Origin of the sequence: Streptomyces sp. NPDC058308, from assembly GCF_042880275.1 — a bacterium.
In the GTDB taxonomy this organism is placed as follows: Bacteria; Actinomycetota; Actinomycetes; order Streptomycetales; family Streptomycetaceae; genus Streptomyces.
Window position 1 is genome coordinate 13,588 of sequence record NZ_JBHVZA010000009.1, and the last position, 16,504, is coordinate 30,091.

The following is a 16,504-nucleotide window of genomic DNA, read 5'->3' on the forward strand; positions in this document are numbered from 1 at the left end:
GGCCCGGGGGTCAGCCCCGGCCGTCGGCGGCTCCCCGCGCGCGGGCCAGATACGGCGCGGTCCGGCTGCCCTCGGCGCCCGCCACCTCCGCCGGGGTGCCCGCCGCCACGATCAGGCCACCCCGGTCGCCGCCGCCGGGGCCGAGGTCGACGACCCAGTCCGCGCCCGCCACGACCGCCATGTCGTGCTCGACGACGACCACGGAGTTGCCGCCGTCGACCAGTTCGTGCAGGCGGTGCGTGAGGACCTCGACGTCGGCCGGGTGCAGGCCGGTCGTCGGCTCGTCGAGGAGGTAGAGCGTGTGGCCCCGCCTGACCCGCTGCAACTCGCTGGCCAGTTTGATGCGTTGGGCCTCGCCACCCGACAGCTCAGTGGCCGGCTGGCCGAGCCGCAGATAGCCGAGGCCGACATCGAGGAGCGTACGCAGGCTGCGTACGACGGCCGGTGTGTCGGCGAAGAAGTCCGCGGCGGCCTCGACGGTCAGGTCGAGCACGTCCGCGATGTTCCTTCCCCGGTACGTCACTTCGAGCGTGGCCGGGTTGTAGCGGGCGCCCGCGCAGTCCGGGCAGGGCGCGTAGGTGCTCGGCAGGAAGAGCAGCTCGACGCTGACGAAGCCTTCGCCCTGGCAGGTCTCGCAGCGCCCGCCCGCCACGTTGAAGGAGAAGCGGCCCACGCCGTAACCGCGCTCCTTCGCCGTGTCGGTGGCGGCGAACACCTTCCGCACGACGTCGAAGAGACCGGTGTAGGTGGCCAGATTGGAGCGCGGCGTACGCCCGATCGGCTTCTGGTCGACGCAGACCAGGCGGCCGACCCCCGCGAGGTCCTCGGTGATCTCGCCGACGAGTGTGGACTTCCCCGAGCCCGACACGCCCGTGACGGCGGTGAAGGCGCCGAGCGGGATCTCCGCCGTCACTTCCCGGAGATTGTGCCGGGTGACCGGACCGACCTTCAACCAGCCCTGCGGGGCGCGCACTTCACGTGCCGGAGGGGCTTCCCGGTCGAACAGGAAGCGGGCCGTCGCCGACTCGGCGGCACCTTCGAGCTCCGCCACGGGACCGCTGTGCAGCACCCGCCCGCCGTGCTCGCCCGCCTGCGGGCCGACGTCGACGAGCCAGTCCGCGTGGCGCATGACATCGAGGTGGTGCTCCACGACGAAGACGGAGTTGCCCGCCGCCTTGAGCCGGTCAAGGACGGTCAACAGGGCTTCCGTGTCCGCCGGGTGGAGCCCCGCCGACGGCTCGTCCAGGACGTACACCACGCCGAAGAGCCCCGAGCGCAGCTGGGTCGCGAGGCGCAGGCGCTGCAGTTCGCCCGCCGACAGGGTGGGCGTGGCGCGGTCCGGACTGAGGTAGCCGAGGCCGAGCTCGGTGACGGTCGCGATGCGGGCGAGCAGGTCCCCGGTCAGGACGCGGGCCGTCTCCGAGGTGTCCGTGGCGCCCGCGAGGGCGTCGGCGAGGTCGGACAGGGGCAGCGCGGCGAGCTCGGCGATCGTACGGCCCGCGAATGTGACCGCCATCGCCTCAGGCCGCAGCCTGCTCCCGCCGCACGCCGGGCACGGCGCGCTCGTCAGGAACCGCTCGGCCTTGGCACGCAGCGTCTGGCTCTTGGAGTCGGAGAAGGTCTTCATCACATAGCGGTGGGCGCTCATGTAGGTGCCCTGGTAGGGCCGGTGGATCCGGCCGGCCTCCCGCACGGGGTGCACGGTCACGACCGGCTGCTCGTCGGTGAACAGGATCCAGTCGCGGTCCCGCTGCGGCAGCTCGCGCCAGGGCCGGTCCACGTCGTGGCCCAGGGCGTCGAGCACGTCCCGCAGGTTCTTGCCCTGCCAGGCGCCGGGCCAGGCGGCGACGGCGCCCTCGCGGATGGACAGCGACGGGTCGGGCACCAGCAGCTCTTCCGTCGTGCGGTGGACGCGGCCCAGACCGTGGCACTCGGGGCACGCTCCGGCCGCCGTGTTCGGCGAGAAGGCGTCCGAGTCGAGCCGCTCGGCGCCCGCCGGATAGCTGCCCGCGCGGGAGAAGAGCATCCGCAGGGAGTTGGAGAGCGTGGTGACCGTGCCGACGGAGGAGCGGGAGGTCGGCGCCGAGCGGCGCTGCTGGAGCGAGACCGCGGGCGGCAGCCCGGTGATCTCGCCGACCTTCGGGGCGCCCACCTGGTGGATCAGCCGCCGGGCGTACGGCGCGACGGACTCGAAGTAGCGCCGCTGGGCCTCGGCGTAGACGGTCCCGAACGCGAGCGAGGACTTCCCGGAGCCGGAGACGCCGGTGAAGACCGCGAGGACGTCGCGCGGGATGTCCACGTCGACGCCCTGGAGGTTGTGCTCCCGGGCACCGCGGACGCGTACGAACGGGTCATGGGGGCTGTGCATGGGGGCTCCGTACGCGACTCGGGGACAAACCCCACCATTCTAGGCCGCGGGCCGACGCGCGAGCCTCTACGGGTGCGGGACCGGGGTCAGCTCTGCCACGCGGGCCAGCCGCCGGAAGGAGTCCAGAAGCCCTGCCCGGTCGTACGTACTGGTCGTCACAAGGACCTCCTGCGCCCCGCTCTCCTTGATCACCCGCTCCAGCTCGTCGGCCACCTGCTCCTCCGTGCCGTGCACATGACCACGCAGCCCCGCCTCGTAGAAGCCGCGCTCCTTCTCCGCCATGGTCAGCGCCTCCACCCGCTCGGCCGACGGGAGCGGGGGAAACGTGCCGTGCGTGCGGGAGTACGCCATCGACCAGGCCTCCGGTACGAGGAGCCGACGGGCCGCCTCCTCGCTCTCCGCCACCGCGACGGTGCCCGCGATCATGACGTACGGCTCGGCGAGCCACGGCGAGGGACGGAAGCCACCGCGGTACTGCTCGATGCCGCGCAGCATCTTCTCGCGGCCCCGGATGTCCCCGATGACCAGCGGCAGCCCCGCCTCGGCGGCGATCGTCGCGCCCTCGCCCACGGCCAGCACGTACGGCGGCACGGTCAGCCCTTCGGCGGGGCGGGCCCGCACTCCCGTGCCGGACGTGCCGCGAAACCAGTCGAGGAGCTCGCCGAGCTGCCCCGCGAAGTCCTCGGCATCGTGCTTGTCGCGCCCCAGCGCCTTGCGCACCCCATCGGTGAAGCCGACCGAGCGGCCGAGCCCCATGTCGATCCGGCCGGGAAAGAGTGCTTCGAGTACCCCGAACTGCTCTGCCACGACCAGCGACTGATGGTTCGGCAGCATCACCCCGCCCGTGCCGACGTGGATGGTGCGGGTGGCCGCGGCGACGGCCGACGCGAGGACCGTGGGCGCGGAACCCGCCACGCCCGGCACGCCGTGGTGCTCGGAGACCCAGAAACGGTGATAGCCGAGCGCTTCGAGGTCCTGCGCGAGGCGCACGGTGTCGCGCAGCGCCGCGGGACCGTCGTACCCCTCGCGAGTACGGGAACGGTCGAGGACGGAGAACCGGGTTGCTGCGATGACTGAGCTCACACAGGGTTCAACACCTGGGCGCCGTCATGATTCCCTGTCGCAGTGACCGAGAACAGCAGACCCCTCGCCGTGTTCGACCTGGACAACACCCTCGCGGACACCGCGCACCGCCAGCGGTACCTCGTGGGCAGGACGCGCGACTGGGACGCCTTCTTCGCCGCCGCGCCCCAGGACCCACCGCTGGCCCGCGGCATCGAGCTGGCCCTGGCGAGCGCCGAGGAGTGCGAGGTCGTCTACCTGACGGGCCGCCCCGAGCGGTGCCGGGCGGACACGGAGGACTGGCTGGCACGCCAGGGCCTGCCGGCGGGCCGCGTCTGGATGCGCCGCGACGGCGACCGCCGCCCGGCCCGCCGCACCAAGCTGGAGATCCTGCGCTCCCTCGCCCGCGACCGCGAGATCCGCGTGCTGGTGGACGACGACGAGCTTGTCTGCGACGAGGCGGAACGCGCGGGCTTCACCGTCCTGCGCGCGACCTGGGCCGCCGAGTCCGTACCCCTGAAGACGGCCCAGGAAAGCGACGGCCGAACCTGACCGCCCCCGCCTACGCGCTGTCGCCGTCCTCCAGACGGAACCCCACCTTCAGCCCCACTTGGTAGTGCTGGATCTGCCCCTCCTCGATGTGCCCGCGCACCTGCGTGACCTCGAACCAGTCGAGCGAGCGGAGCGTCCGCGAGGCCCGCTCGACGCCGTTGCGGATCGCCTGGTCGATGCCTTCGTGGGAGGTGCCGACAATCTCGGTGACGCGATAGGTGTGGTCGGTCATGAGCGTGTTCCTCCGGGCCGTCGGGTGGCGTCGTACGGCGCCGTGGAGCGCCGTCACTCCACCGTGCACCAGCGCGCCCGCTCGCGCGAGATGGCGTACCCCCTTGACCAGCCCTTTGGTACATACCAAAATCCAGGCCAGTAACCCGTTCGAGCCACGAGCTCATCCCCCCGCGTCGGGCCGACCTTCCCTGTCCGCAGGCAGAAAGTGACCCACGTGAACCCGCACCACCGCGCCGCCGTGTCTCTTGCCCTCGCGCTCTCCTCCTCCGTTCTCCTCTCCGGATGCGGGGTGCTGCCCGGCGGGGACGACTCCCGGACCGTCACGGTCTGGCTGATGCGGGGCAGCGCTTCGCCCGAGTTCGTCGAGCGTTTCACGGCGGACTTCGAGAAGGAGCACGACGGGCTCGACCTGGACGTCCGTGTCCAGGAGTGGACCGGCATCGGCACCAAGGTGAAGAAGGCGCTCAAGGAAGAGGACGGGGACGGCCCCGACGTCATCGAGGTCGGCAACACCCAGGTCGCGCAGTACGTCGACGAGGGCGGCCTGTACGACCTCACCCTGGAGTCCGCACGCGACCTCGGCATGAACGACTGGCTGCCGGGCCTCGCCGAGCCGGGACGCTACCGCGGTGCCCAGTACGGCATCCCCTGGTACGCCGCCAACCGTGTCGTCATCTACAACAAGGACCTGTTCGCGCAGGCGGGCATCAAGAGCCCTCCGCGCACCCGCGAGGAGTGGGTCACGGCCACGGAGAAGCTCAACTCCGGCGGCAACCAGGGCATTTACCTGGCGGGCCAGGACTGGTACACCCTCGCCGGGTTCATCTGGGACGAGGGCGGCGACCTGGCCAAGGAGACCAAGGAGTCCTCCGGCGACTGGCGCGGCAGCCTGCACACGGCGGCGGCCCGGCGCGGCATGGAGTTCTACCAGCGGCTGCAGGCACTCGGCGACGGCCCGCGCGACGCCGACGAGGAACACCCGTCGCAGGCGGGCGTGTTCGCGGGCGGCGATGTCGCACAGATCGTCACGGTGCCCGGCGCGGCCCGCGCCATCGAGGAGAAGAACCCCGAACTGAAGGGCAAGCTGGGCTACTTCCCCATCCCCGGCAAGAAGGCGGGCAAGCCCGGCGCGGTCTTCACGGGTGGCTCCGACCTCGTGGTGCCCGAGCACAGCGACGACCACAAGGGCGCGGTCGAGGTGATCGAGGCGCTCGCGGGCAAGAAGTGGCAGACCGAGCTGGCCCGGACGATGAACTACGTCCCGAACAAGGCGAAGCTGGCCCCCGCCGTCGCCGGCGAGGAGGGTGTCGCGGCGATGGCCGCCGGCGCGGCGAACGGCCGGGCGACCCCCAACTCGCCCCGCTGGGCGGGCGTCGAGGCGGACAACCCCATCAAGGACTACATGTCGCAGGTCCTCATGGGCGGCGACCCGGAGGCCGAGGCCCGCAAGGCCTCCGACCAGATCACCGAGGCGCTGAACGTCGGAGGGCTGTGACGGACGGCCCGGTCCCGCGCCGCACGGGCGGGACCGGGCACCCCGGGTAAGCCGTCGGGCCCGGCCGGGGAAATGGCACAGGCTCTTACGCCACCGTGCTCAGCGACAGCGCGAAGCGGCTCCTCTCGTCGGTCCACCAGTGCGTCAGTTCAAGCCCGGCGGCGGCCAGTTCGGTCCGTACGCCGTCCTCCCGGAACTTGGCCGAGATCTCCGTACGGAGCTCCTCGCCCGCGACGAAGTCGACCGCAAGGTCGAGCGCGTGGATCTTCACCGTCTGATCGGCGGTGGAGCGCAGCCGCATCTCGATCCACTCGCGTTCGTGGTCCCAGACGGCGACGTGCTCGAAGGCGTCCGGGTCGAAGTCGCCCGCCAGCTCCCGGTTGATCACCGACAGGACGTTCTTGTTGAACGCCGCCGTCACGTCCGTCCGGTCGTCGTACGCGGAGACGAGCACCGACTCGTCCTTGACCAGGTCCGTGCCGAGGAGCAGCGCGTCGCCGGGCTGAAGGAGCGCGTGCACGGAGGAGAGGAACGCGGCGCGTTCGGCGGGCAGCAGATTGCCGACCGTGCCGCCGAGGAACGCGACCAGGCGCGGTCCCGGCGTGCCCGGCAGCGCGAGGCCGCGGGTGAAGTCGGCGATCAGGGCGTGCACGTCGAGCGCGGGCCGCTCCGCGATCAGGGTGTTCGCGGCACCGGTCAGCGCGCTTTCGCTCACGTCCACGGGGACGTAGGTGTGCAGGTCGGGCAGGGCGTCGATCAGGTGACGGGTCTTCTCCGAGGAGCCCGACCCCAGTTCGATCAGCGTGCGGGCGCCCGTGACCTCGGCGATCCGCGCGGAACGGGCCACCAGGATTTCGCGCTCCGCGCGGGTGGGGTAGTACTCGGGCAGGGTGGTGATCTCGTCGAAGAGGGCGCTGCCGCGGGCGTCGTAGAACCACTTGGGCGGCAGTGACTTCGGGGTGTGGGTGAGGCCGTGCAGGACGTCCGCGCGCAGCGCGGCGTCCGTGGCGTCCTCGGGCAGGGTGCGGGTCAGCAGGAACGGGCTCACGCAGGGGGCTCCTTGAGCGGGGTCAGCAGTACGTCGGTGCGGTCGGCGGCGAGCAGCGTGCGGTCGGGCACCTCGCGCCAGTGGGGGTCGTCGTCGTAGGGCTCGGAGGCCACGACGGTGCGCCGGCCGGGCTCCGCGAGGTACCAGAGGGTGTCGCCCCAGGCCGTCGCGGTGATCGTGTCGCCGTCGGTGAGCAGCAGGTTGAGGCGCGATCCGGGGGCGGCCTCCGCGACCTCCAGGACGGTGTCCGCGAGGGCCTGCCCGGCCTCGTCGCCGCGCAGCAGCCGGTGCCGGACGAGCGCCCACACCAGCGCGGAGTCGCAGCGCGCCTCCATCGAGAGCAGCTCGGCGGGCGGCAGGCCGTGGGTGAGCGGGGCGAGCGAGCCGGGCCAGCCGGCGACCGCGCCGTTGTGACTGAACAGCCACGGCCCGGTGGCGAACGGGGCCGCCGCCGCTTCCCCGTCCGCGCCCGCCACGGTCGCGTCGCGCACGGCCGCGAGGAGCGCCCTGGAGCGCACGACCCTGGCGAGATCGGCGAACGACTGATCGCCCCAGATCGGCCCGGTGCGACGGTAGCGCGCGGGCTCGGGGTCGCCGTCGGCGTACCAGCCCACTCCAAAACCGTCGGCGTTGACCGTGCCGTACCGCTGCATCCGGGGCGCCCACGACTGACGGAACAGGCTGTGCGCGGGCGTCACGAGGAGGGCGCCGAGCGGCTCCGGCGGTCCGACGCAGGCAAGGTGACGGCACATCAGGCGGTCTCCGGGTCCGCGGTCTCCGTGGGCCCGGCGTCCCGCGCCGTGCGGAACCCGGAGAAGATCTGCCGCCGCACCGGATGGTCCCAGTTGCGGAACGTGCCGCGGCAGGCCACCGCGTCGACGGAGAAGGCGCCGCCGCGCAGCACCTTGTAGTCGCCGCCGAAGAAGACGTCCGAATACTCGCGGTAGGGGAAGGCGGAGAAGCCCGGGTAGGGCAGGAACCCGCTGGAGGTCCACTCCCAGACGTCGCCGATCAGCTGCCGGATGCCGAGCGGCGATTCACCCGCCGCGTAGCTTCCGGCGGGCGCCGGCCGCAGATGCCGCTGTCCCAGGTTGGCCCGCTCCGGGGTGGGGTCCGCGTCACCCCACGGGTAGCGCGTCGACCGGTCGGTCACCGGATCGTGCCGGGCGGCCTTCTCCCACTCCACCTCGCTGGGCAGGCGCCGGCCCGCCCAGCGCGCGTACGCGTCGGCCTCGTACCAGCTGACGTGCAGCACCGGCTCGTCGGCGGGCACCGGTTCCACCGTCCCGAAGCGCCGCCGCAGCCACTGACCGCCCTCGCGGCGCCAGAACAGCGGCGCCCGCAGCCCGTTCTCGCGGACCATCGCCCAGCCGGCCGGGTCCCACCAGCGCATCGTGTCGTAGCCGCCGTCGTCGATGAAACGCTGGTACGCGGCGTTCGTCACCGGAGTCGTGTCGATGAAGAACGGCGGGACCAGGCGGCGGTGCGCCGGGCGTTCGTTGTCCAGGGCCCACGGCTCGGTGGAGGTCCCCATCGTGAACGGGCCGCCGGGGACCAGCACTTCGGCGGGACCGTCGAAGGGCTCCGCGGGTGGCGGGTCCGGCGCGGTGAGAGCGGTGGGGCCAGTCCGCAGCTGATGGGTGATCAGCATGGTCTCGTCGTGCTGCTGTTCATGCTGCGCGATCATCCCGAACGCGAAACCCGCGTCGGTGAGCGGAGTGCCGCGCAGCGGCGTCTTCTCCAGGACGTCGAGCGCGCGGCCCCGCACCTCGGCCGCGTAGCCGCGGGCCTCGGCGGGCGCCAGCAGCGGGAGTCTCGGCCGTTCGGCGCGTGGATGCTCGAAGGCGTCGTACAGCGGATCGATCTCCGGGCGCATCGCGTCGCGGCCCGCGACCGCGCGCAGCAGCCACTGCTCCTCCTGGTTCCCTATGTGCGCGAGGTCCCAGACCAGCGGTGACATCAACGGCGAGTGCTGCGCGATCAGTTCGGACTCCTCCACACAGGTGGTGAGGAGGGTGGTGCGGTCCCGGGCGGCCAGGAGCGCGGCCAGCGCGCGCTCCCGGAGGGCTTCGGGGTCGGCGGTGGAGCCTGTCATCGGCGGGAGTCCTTCCCAGGCGTGTCATGGGGGTGGCGGGCGTCGCGCAGGCCGTCGAGCAGGTCGTCCGCGGGGCAACGGCCCCGCTCGACGTAGCGGTCGGCGAAGGTCGCGACGGCGTCCCGCACGGAGGCGGCCGCGCCGAGGCGGGGCAGCGCGTCCATGGCGGCGGCGAAGCAGACGACGGCGGCCTCGCGCAGTTCGGGGTCGGCCATGCCGTGCCGCGCCGCGTCGAGCCAGAGCGGGTTGTGCGGCGCGGCGGGGGGGCCCGGCGGTCCGTACCGCTCGGCCAGCGGCTTGACGGCGCGGTAGGCGGTCTCGGCCGCCTCCGGGTCGTCGAACAGCGCGCTCGTCACGGCCAGCGGCACGATCCAGCCGTCGTCCCCGGGCTGCGCGTCCACCATCCGCAGCTCCAGGTGACCGCGCGGGCGCACCGGCGGAAACAGCGTGGTCAGGTGGTAGGCGAGGTCCTCGTGGGTGGGTCTGCGCGGTGCGCGGGCCCGGGCCCACTCCCGGAAGCTCAGCCCTTCCGGGACGCACCAGGGGCCGTCGCCCGGCTCCCTCTTGACGCACATGACGGGCGCGTCGAGGGCGTGCCGGGTCCAGACCTCGCGCGGCTCCCCGTCGAGCGGCGGAGCACCGGATCTGCCGGGTTCGATGCCCGCCCACACGGCCTGCCGGGTCGAGCGCCAGCCGGTGGGAAGGCCGTCCTGCAGCGGCGAGTTGGCGAACACGGCGACCAGGACGGGGCCGAGCAGATGCGCGAACCGCCAGCGCCGCGCGTAGCCGAGCGGACCCGGCTCCTCGTAACCGGCGTCGAGGCAGATCTGCACGGAGGCCGTCGAGCACATCATGCGGCGCCCGGCCGGTCCGCCGCGGTCGAGGCAGGCTTCGAGGGCGTCGTAGCGGGGTTCGCGCAGGATCCGCGACGGTGGCCGCCACGGGTCGGCGCCGAATCCGCTGAGGGCGAGGTGATGGGAGCGTAACGCGTCGCGGACGATGCCGAGATCGGCCTCCATGGCCGATACGCACTCTGTCAGCGAGGGGGCGGGAAGCGAGCTGAGCTCCAGCTGGCCGCCGGGTTCGACGGTGACGGACGACTGCAGGGGCAGGGCCCGCAGTGCGGTGTAGGCCGCTTCGAGGCGGGCGGTGGGTACGGGCAGGTGGGGTCGGCCGGGCTCGTGGACGAGCCATTCCAGTTCGACGCCGATGGCACGGGGTGGGCCGGTCTTGAAGCAGATGCCGCGGACCAGCGCCTCCACCTCGGCCTCCGACACCGTGTCCCGCGCCCTTGTGGGGCGCGTGGTGCGGTGTTTCCTACAGTCTCCCTCAGGCATGCGGAGATCCTTCCATCCGGTACTGCTCGTCACACCCAAAACCTTTGAGGGCCATCGCACAAGAGTGCCCCTCAGGCCGTTCTCGTACCGGGAATTTCGGTTGCGCCGCCCGGCGCGCACAGCTCACCATGCGGACATGAACGACACGGGGGTGCGGGCCTGAGCGCCCGGCTGCGCGCTCAGGCGCAGGAGACCGAGCGGATCGTCGCGGCGGGCGCGTATGCCGCGGACGGCCGCGAGACGGTGATCGCCGACGCGGTGGCCGCGGCCCGCGCCGGTACGCGGATGTACGGGCCCGAGCCGGTGGAGGCACCGGCCCGGCCGGTCGTGGACACCGTCTTCGAGGTCACGGGGGAGAGCAGCCTGGAGGCGGCCCGCAGGCTGACGGCCGAGGACGGCTCCCCGGTGGCCGTGCTGAACTTCTCCTCGGCCCGCAACCCCGGCGGTGGCTATCTGAACGGCGCCCAGGCGCAGGAAGAGGCGCTGTGCCGCGGCTCCGCGCTCTACACCTGTCTCCTGCGGGCCCCCGCCTTCTACGCCCATCACCGGGCCGACCGCGACCCCTTCTACAGCGACCGCGTGATCCACTCGCCGGGCGTCCCCGTCTTCCGGGACGACCGCGGGCGGCTCCTCGACGAGGCGTACACCGTCGGCTTCCTCACCTCCGCCGCGCCGAACGCGGGCGTGATCCGCCGTCAAGCACCCGAGCGCGCGGCCGGAATCGAGCGCGCCCTTGCCGCGCGCGCCGCACGCGTCCTGGAGACGGCGGCCGCGTGCGGCTACCGCCGCCTGGTGCTCGGGGCATGGGGCTGCGGGGTGTTCATGAACGACCCCGGGCAGGTCGCGGGAGCCTTCCGCGCGCTGCTCGACGAAGGCGGCCGGTTCGCCGGGCAGTTCGCGCACGTCGTGTTCGGGGTGCTCGACCGCACGCAGGGCGCCGTGACGCGCGGCGCGTTCGAGAGAGCTTTCGCGCACCGCACCGGCACCGCTCAGCGCCAGCCGTAACGCTCCCTCAGGCGGAGCACGACCAGGTTGAACCGCATACGGTCGAGTGCGCACGCCTCCCGCCGCATCCCGCGCTCGTGCACCCGCAGCACCCGGTCGATGTCCACCCAGGAGTCGCGTCCCTCGCGGTCCCAGGGCCCGCTGCCGATCGGCACCCACTCGCGGTCGTGGTCGTGCCGCTTGCTGGACAACTGCACGGCGAGCAGCGTGCCGGACGCCTCCCGGGCGACCACGAGCACCGGCCGGTCCTTGCCCCGCCCGTCGTTCTCCTCGTAGGGCACCCAGGTCCAGACGATCTCTCCGGGGTCGGGATCGCCGTCGCGGTCCGGCGCGTACTCCGTGTGCACCCGGCCCACCTCGCGCGGCTCGGCCTCGGCGGTCGCGGTGGCGCCGGAGCGGCCCGGTGATGCGGACATGTGCGGGTCATCGATGGAAGCAGTCACATGGATCACCGTAGAACGTGTCCGCCCCGGTCCGTGGAGCGGCACCGGCGGACGCTCCGCAGGCCCGGCCTGCGCGCTACGCCGCCGGAGCCGCGTCGGGCAGCGGCGCCGGCCACTGCTCGTACCACCGCTGGTCCGCCTCCAACTGCGCGGCCAGGGAGATCAGGAGCGGCTCGCTGCCCGCGGGGCCGAGCAGCTGGGCGCCGACGGGCAGGCCGCCCGGGGTACGGCCCGCGGGCACGTTGACGCCCGGCCAGCCGAGCACGTTCCACGGCCAGGCGTAGGGGCACGCCGCGATCATCGCCCGGTCGGTCCGCCAGCCGTTCAGCGCGGCGAGCGTGCCGACGCGCGGCGGGGGAGCGGCCGTCGTGGGCGCGAGCACCACGTCGTACGTCGAGAAGACGGCGCCCACCCGGCTGTGCAGCGCGGCCTCCGCACGGCGCGCGAGCCGCAGCGGGGCCCGCCCCAACAGCCGCCCCATGCGGACCGCTTCCCGCGTACGGCGGTCCAGGAGCGAGACGTCGGGCACCCGCTCGCTCCACTCCGCGATGCCCGCCGTGGCACGCGGCACGAACGCCAGCCCGATCTGGCCGTAGCGGGGGTCGGCCTCCGCCACGTCGTGCCCGAGCGCGGCGAGCCGGTCCGCGAGCGCCGTCACCCGGTCCCTGACCACCGAGTGCAGCTGCTTGGGCGTCGCGGTGAACGGCATCCGCAGCGACAGGGCGATCCGCAGCCGCCCGGGATCACGGGTCGCGGCCTCGGCGGCCCGGATGGGCGACGGCCGGTGCAGGTCGCCCTCGTGGCTGCCGCTCGCCGCGTCCAGGAGCAGCGCGGCGTCCGCGACCGTCCTGGCGAGCGGCCCGTTGACGGTGATGCCCTGGAAGGCCTCGGGCCACGGCCACGTCGATATCCGGCCGCGCTGCGGCTTGATGCCGACCAGCTGGGTCCAGGCCGCCGGTATCCGCACCGAGCCCGCGCCGTCCGAGCCAAGGGCCGCGGGCACCAGACCCGCGGCGACCGCGGCCGCCGAACCGCCCGACGAACCGCCGGGTGTGTGGCCGGTGTTCCACGGGTTGCGGGTGACGCCGAAGCCGGGCCCCTCCGTGAACGGCCACTGCCCCAGCTCACACGTGTTGGTCTTGCCGACGATCACCGCCCCGGCCGTCCGCAGCCTGCGCACCGCCTCGGAGTCGGCCGTCTTCGGCGGGAAGTCGCCCCGGCAGCCGAACGCGGTCGGCTCGCCCGCCACGTCCATGTCGTCCTTCACGGCCAGCGGCACCCCGAGCAACGGCCGCCCCGCGGCCGCGCCGCCCGCCGCCAACTCCCGGTCGGCCGCGTCCGCCTCGGCGAGCGCGGCCCGGACCCGCACCAGCTTGAACGCGTTGAGCACCGGCTGCGACGCCTCGATCCTGGCCAGCGTCCGCTCGGTCAGCGCACGCGCGGACACCTCTCCATCGGCCAGCGCCCGGGCGGTGCGCGCCAGGCCTTCGGCACGGTCGGCAGTCATGTGGGGCCACACCTTCGCTCGACGACGGGTGCCCGAACGTTAACCGGCTAGTAGGGCAACGCGGAACGCGGGAAAGGAAGTTCACACACACGCAACCGGACCGCGGACCGAGCGCGCTCCACGGCCCGCCCGAGGCCGCACCGGCGGCATCTGCAAGGATGACGGGGCCATGGCGCAGATACCGAAGCAGCAGTCCACGCAGCGCTCCGTGCCGACGAGCGCCGACGTCGCCCGTCTGGCGGGGGTCTCCCGCGCGACCGTCTCGTACGTCCTCAACAACACCAGCGCCGTCCGCATCAGCGAACCCACGCGCCGCCGCGTCCACGAAGCGGCGAGGGAGCTCGGCTACGTTCCCCACGCCGCCGCCCGCAGCCTGCGTGCCGGACACAGCCGCATGGTCCTGATGCCCACCGCGGAAATCCCGATCGGCCCGCTCTTCAGCCAGTTCTTCAACGAGCTGCAGTGGGCGCTCGGCCGTCTCGACTACACCGTCGTGCAGTACGCCAGCCTCGGCCTGACCGGCGAGGACGCCGCCCGGGCCTGGGCCGAACTGCGCCCCGTGGCCGTGCTGGCCCCCTACGCCTCCGCGGTCGGCGCGCGCGGCGTCACCGTCCTGAAGCGGTCCGGCGCCAAGGCGGTCTTCACCCTGGGACCGCACCAGGTGGAGGGCGCGCACGCCCTCCTCATGGACGGACGCAGGGTCGGCGAGGCCGCCGCCCTGCACTTCCTGGCCCGTGGGCGCCGCCGGATCGGCGTCGTCGTTCCCGAGGAACCGGGCCTGGAACACTTCTCGCGGCCCCGTCTCGAAGGGGTCCGCCAGGCCGTCGAGAGCACCCGCACCACCGGCGCGTCGGTCACCGAACTGCCCCTCGCGTACGACGAGGAATCAGCGGCCCGGCTCGCGGCCCGCTGGCCCGGCCTCGGCCTCGACGCCGTCTTCGCGTACAACGACGAATACGCCATGCTTCTGATGCGCGCCCTGCAGGACGAGGGCATCGCCGTCCCGGACAGGACCGCCCTCGTCGGCTCGGACGACCTGATGCTGGGCCGACTCCTCAGGCCCCGGCTCAGCACCGTCCGCATCCAACTGCCCTCGGGCCGCGGACTGGCCGAACTCGTCGACCGTGTGGTGCGCGACCCGGGTGCCGAACCCGAGGTGCACGACGTGCTCGAAGCGAACGTCGTGCACCGCGAGTCCAGCTGACCGCTACGGCCCGGAGTACCGCCTTACTCGCCCTGCGCCTGCGCCTGCTGCTGGGCCTGCTCCTCGGCGACCTGCCGACGGACCTCGTCCATGTCCAGCTTCCTGGCCTGGCCGATGACGTCCGTCAGCGCGGCCTCGGGCAGCGCGCCCGGCTGGGCGAACACCGCGACCTGGTCGCGGACGATCATCAGGGTCGGGATCGACTGGATGTTGAAGGCCTGCGCGAGCTCGGGCTGTGCCTCCGTGTCGACCTTGGCGAAGACCAGGTCGGGGTTGGCCTCGGCGGCCTTCTCGTACACCGGGGCGAACTGCTTGCACGGCCCGCACCACTCGGCCCAGAAATCGATCAGGACGAATCCGTTGTCCGTGACCGTCTGGTCGAAGTTGTCCTTGGTGAGCTCCAGGGTGGCGCTGCTCATGGTGTGTCCCTACTTCCTGCTGTCGGGCGTAGCCGCTGTGCACAACGGCCGGTGGCGCGGACGTATTCCGCCTGTCGTACGCGCGGAAGGTGCCGCATGTGCACCGGCGCATTACGCGCGCGTACCCGTGTGGCCACGGCGCACACCTGCCGACAGACTGTCCTCATGACGGATGCCATCACGTACGACGTAGTAGTCATCGGAGCAGGTCCCGTGGGGGAGAACGTGGCCGACCGGGCCCGGGCGGCCGGGCTCAGTGCCGCGATCGTGGAGAGCGAGCTCGTCGGGGGCGAGTGCTCCTACTGGGCGTGCATGCCCAGCAAGGCCCTGCTGCGCCCCGTCATCGCCCGCGCGGACGCCCGCCGCGTCCCCGGCCTGCGCCAGTCCGTGCAGGGACCGCTCGACGCCCCCGCGGTCCTCGCGCACCGCGACGACTACACGTCGCACTGGAAGGACGACGGCCAGGTCGGCTGGCTGACGGGCGTCGGCGTCGACCTGTACCGGGGCCAGGGCCGCATCGCGGGCCCCCGCGAGGTCACGGTCACCGGCACGGACGGCACCGCGCACACGCTGCGGGCCCGCCACGCGGTGGCCGTCTGCACCGGCACCCGCGCCGCCCTGCCCGACCTGCCGGGACTCGCCGACGTCAAGCCGTGGACCAGCCGGGAGGCCACCAGCGCCGACCACGTGCCCGGCCGCCTCCTGGTCGTCGGCGGCGGCGTCGTCGCCGTGGAGATGGCCACCGCCTGGCAGGCCCTCGGCTCGGCCGTCACGGTGCTTGTACGGGGCGGGGGCCTGCTGCCCCGCATGGAGCCGTTCGCGGGCGAGCTGGTCCAGGAAGCCCTCACGGAAGCGGGTGCCGAGGTCCGCTCGGGCGTCTCCGTCACCGCGGTGCGCCGCGAGAACGGCACCGTCACGGCGACCCTGGACGACGGCTCGATCCTCCAGGCCGACGAGATCCTCTTCGCCACGGGGCGCGCCCCGCGCACGGACGACATCGGTCTGGAGACCGTCGGCCTGGAACCCGGCTCCTGGCTGTCGGTCGACGAGAGCCTGCGCGTCGAGGGCAGCGACTGGCTGTACGCGGTCGGCGACGCGAACCACCGCGCGCTCCTCACCCACCAGGGCAAGTACCAGGCCCGCATCGCCGGCGCCGCCATCGCCGCCCGCGCCCGGAAAGTCCCGCTCCTGGAGACCGACCGCTGGGGCGCGCACGCCGCCACGGCCGACCACGACGCCGTCCCGCAGGTCGTCTTCACCGACCCCGAAGCAGCCTCCGCGGGCCTGACCCTCGCCGAAGCGGAGGCCGCGGGCCACCGCGTCCGTGCCGTCGACTACGACATGTCCGGTGTCGCGGGCGCGGGCCTCTACGCCGACGGCTACCGCGGCCGCGCCCGCATGATCGTCGACCTGGACCGCGAGATCCTCCTCGGCGTCACCTTCGTCGGCCCCGGCGTCGGCGAACTCATCCACTCGGCGACGATGGCGGTCGCGGGCGAGATCCCCCTCGACCGCCTGTGGCACGCGGTCCCCGCCTACCCGACGATCAGCGAGGTGTGGCTGCGGCTGCTTGAGACGTACCGGGGCTGAGAGCCTATCTTTGAACCCCACTGGCGGTGGCCGTCGGCGGGGGGGGGTCCCCCGGCGACGGCCCGGGCGCGGGCGCGGACCCAAAAGCCGCCCACAAACACCTCCACGACAAAGGGGGCCGCGGGGGCCACCACCCGCCCCCCCC

The 16,504-nt window shown here is 73.1% G+C and carries 15 protein-coding genes; 5 read left to right on the forward strand and 10 right to left on the reverse strand.

The genetic code is table 11. The annotated features are described in order from the left end of the window. Positions 1-10: 10 nt before the first annotated feature. Complete coding sequence (locus tag ACFVYL_RS14335; protein ID WP_389715445.1) at positions 11-2,368, reverse strand: ATP-binding cassette domain-containing protein; 2,358 nt, start codon at positions 2,366-2,368, stop codon at positions 11-13. Positions 2,369-2,434: 66 nt separating this feature from the next. Continuing rightward, entirely contained in the window at positions 2,435-3,451 is a 1,017-nt protein-coding gene (locus ACFVYL_RS14340; RefSeq protein ID WP_389715447.1) for an LLM class flavin-dependent oxidoreductase, read from the reverse strand. A gap of 42 nt (positions 3,452-3,493) precedes the next feature. Here ACFVYL_RS14340 and ACFVYL_RS14345 point away from each other — a divergent pair, with 42 nt between their 5' ends. Beyond that, positions 3,494-3,982 carry a hypothetical protein gene (locus ACFVYL_RS14345; protein ID WP_389715448.1) on the forward strand — a complete coding sequence of 163 codons (489 nt, stop codon included), beginning with the start codon at positions 3,494-3,496 and terminating at the stop codon, positions 3,980-3,982. A gap of 10 nt (positions 3,983-3,992) precedes the next feature. On the opposite strand, the gene ACFVYL_RS14350 is transcribed toward ACFVYL_RS14345, so the two are convergent. Continuing rightward, positions 3,993-4,214: a dodecin gene (locus ACFVYL_RS14350; protein ID WP_389715449.1), complete on the reverse strand. Its 222-nt coding sequence runs from the start codon at positions 4,212-4,214 to the stop codon at positions 3,993-3,995. 207 nt (positions 4,215-4,421) lie between these two features. Between ACFVYL_RS14350 and ACFVYL_RS14355 the strand changes: the two genes are divergently transcribed. Further along, positions 4,422-5,711, forward strand: coding sequence for an extracellular solute-binding protein (locus ACFVYL_RS14355; protein ID WP_389715450.1), 1,290 nt, complete (start codon positions 4,422-4,424; stop codon positions 5,709-5,711). A gap of 85 nt (positions 5,712-5,796) precedes the next feature. Here the strand turns inward: ACFVYL_RS14355 and egtD are convergent, their stop codons facing one another. The 4 genes from egtD to egtA are packed head-to-tail and all read right to left on the reverse strand — an operon-like array spanning position 5,797 to position 10,191. Further along, positions 5,797-6,759, reverse strand: coding sequence for an L-histidine N(alpha)-methyltransferase (gene egtD, locus ACFVYL_RS14360; protein WP_389715451.1), 963 nt, complete (start codon positions 6,757-6,759; stop codon positions 5,797-5,799). Beyond that, positions 6,756-7,511, reverse strand: a complete 756-nt coding sequence (egtC, locus tag ACFVYL_RS14365; RefSeq protein ID WP_389715452.1) for an ergothioneine biosynthesis protein EgtC — start codon at positions 7,509-7,511, stop codon at positions 6,756-6,758. Before egtC ends, egtD begins: the two co-directional genes overlap by 4 nt. Further along, entirely contained in the window at positions 7,511-8,854 is a 1,344-nt protein-coding gene (gene egtB / locus ACFVYL_RS14370; protein ID WP_389715453.1) for an ergothioneine biosynthesis protein EgtB, read from the reverse strand. Before egtB ends, egtC begins: the two co-directional genes overlap by 1 nt. Beyond that, positions 8,851-10,191 carry an ergothioneine biosynthesis glutamate--cysteine ligase EgtA gene (egtA, locus tag ACFVYL_RS14375; RefSeq protein WP_389715455.1) on the reverse strand — a complete coding sequence of 447 codons (1,341 nt, stop codon included), beginning with the start codon at positions 10,189-10,191 and terminating at the stop codon, positions 8,851-8,853. The genes egtB and egtA overlap by 4 nt, the downstream gene beginning before the upstream one ends. Before the next feature lie 159 nt (positions 10,192-10,350). Between egtA and ACFVYL_RS14380 the strand changes: the two genes are divergently transcribed. Next, positions 10,351-11,196 (forward strand): TIGR02452 family protein, encoded by an 846-nt coding sequence (locus ACFVYL_RS14380; RefSeq protein WP_389715867.1) that lies wholly within the window; start codon positions 10,351-10,353, stop codon positions 11,194-11,196. Here the strand turns inward: ACFVYL_RS14380 and ACFVYL_RS14385 are convergent. Both ACFVYL_RS14385 and ACFVYL_RS14390 read right to left on the reverse strand, forming a co-directional pair. After that, entirely contained in the window at positions 11,181-11,612 is a 432-nt protein-coding gene (locus ACFVYL_RS14385) for a type II toxin-antitoxin system PemK/MazF family toxin (RefSeq protein WP_389715869.1), read from the reverse strand. The two genes, ACFVYL_RS14380 and ACFVYL_RS14385, sit on opposite strands and share 16 nt — an antisense overlap. Before the next feature lie 103 nt (positions 11,613-11,715). Further along, positions 11,716-13,146 (reverse strand): amidase, encoded by a 1,431-nt coding sequence (locus ACFVYL_RS14390; RefSeq protein ID WP_389715456.1) that lies wholly within the window; start codon positions 13,144-13,146, stop codon positions 11,716-11,718. Positions 13,147-13,315: 169 nt separating this feature from the next. Here ACFVYL_RS14390 and ACFVYL_RS14395 point away from each other — a divergent pair, with 169 nt between their 5' ends. Beyond that, positions 13,316-14,350, forward strand: a complete 1,035-nt coding sequence (locus ACFVYL_RS14395; RefSeq protein WP_389715458.1) for a LacI family DNA-binding transcriptional regulator — start codon at positions 13,316-13,318, stop codon at positions 14,348-14,350. A 23-nt stretch (positions 14,351-14,373) separates the two neighbouring features. Here ACFVYL_RS14395 and trxA read toward each other — a convergent pair whose 3' ends face one another. After that, positions 14,374-14,769 carry a thioredoxin gene (gene trxA / locus ACFVYL_RS14400; RefSeq protein WP_389715460.1) on the reverse strand — a complete coding sequence of 132 codons (396 nt, stop codon included), beginning with the start codon at positions 14,767-14,769 and terminating at the stop codon, positions 14,374-14,376. Between the two features lie 165 nt (positions 14,770-14,934). Between trxA and ACFVYL_RS14405 the strand changes: the two genes are divergently transcribed. Beyond that, positions 14,935-16,359: a dihydrolipoyl dehydrogenase family protein gene (locus tag ACFVYL_RS14405; protein ID WP_389715461.1), complete on the forward strand. Its 1,425-nt coding sequence runs from the start codon at positions 14,935-14,937 to the stop codon at positions 16,357-16,359. Positions 16,360-16,504 lie beyond the last annotated feature (145 nt).

Excerpts from the sequence above, each read along its gene's own strand:
- ACFVYL_RS14335 (WP_389715445.1), bottom strand. The coding sequence starts at position 2,368 with ATGCACAGCCCCCATGACCCGTTCGTACGCGTCCGCGGTGCCCGGGAG.
- ACFVYL_RS14350 (WP_389715449.1), bottom strand. The coding sequence starts at position 4,214 with ATGACCGACCACACCTATCGCGTCACCGAGATTGTCGGCACCTCCCAC.
- egtC (WP_389715452.1), bottom strand. The coding sequence starts at position 7,511 with ATGTGCCGTCACCTTGCCTGCGTCGGACCGCCGGAGCCGCTCGGCGCC.
- egtB (WP_389715453.1), bottom strand. The coding sequence starts at position 8,854 with ATGACAGGCTCCACCGCCGACCCCGAAGCCCTCCGGGAGCGCGCGCTG.
- egtA (WP_389715455.1), bottom strand. The coding sequence starts at position 10,191 with ATGCCTGAGGGAGACTGTAGGAAACACCGCACCACGCGCCCCACAAGG.
- ACFVYL_RS14385 (WP_389715869.1), bottom strand. The coding sequence starts at position 11,612 with ATGTCCGCATCACCGGGCCGCTCCGGCGCCACCGCGACCGCCGAGGCC.
- ACFVYL_RS14390 (WP_389715456.1), bottom strand. The coding sequence starts at position 13,146 with ATGACTGCCGACCGTGCCGAAGGCCTGGCGCGCACCGCCCGGGCGCTG.
- ACFVYL_RS14395 (WP_389715458.1), top strand. The coding sequence starts at position 13,316 with ATGGCGCAGATACCGAAGCAGCAGTCCACGCAGCGCTCCGTGCCGACG.
- trxA (WP_389715460.1), bottom strand. The coding sequence starts at position 14,769 with ATGAGCAGCGCCACCCTGGAGCTCACCAAGGACAACTTCGACCAGACG.
- ACFVYL_RS14405 (WP_389715461.1), top strand. The coding sequence starts at position 14,935 with ATGACGGATGCCATCACGTACGACGTAGTAGTCATCGGAGCAGGTCCC.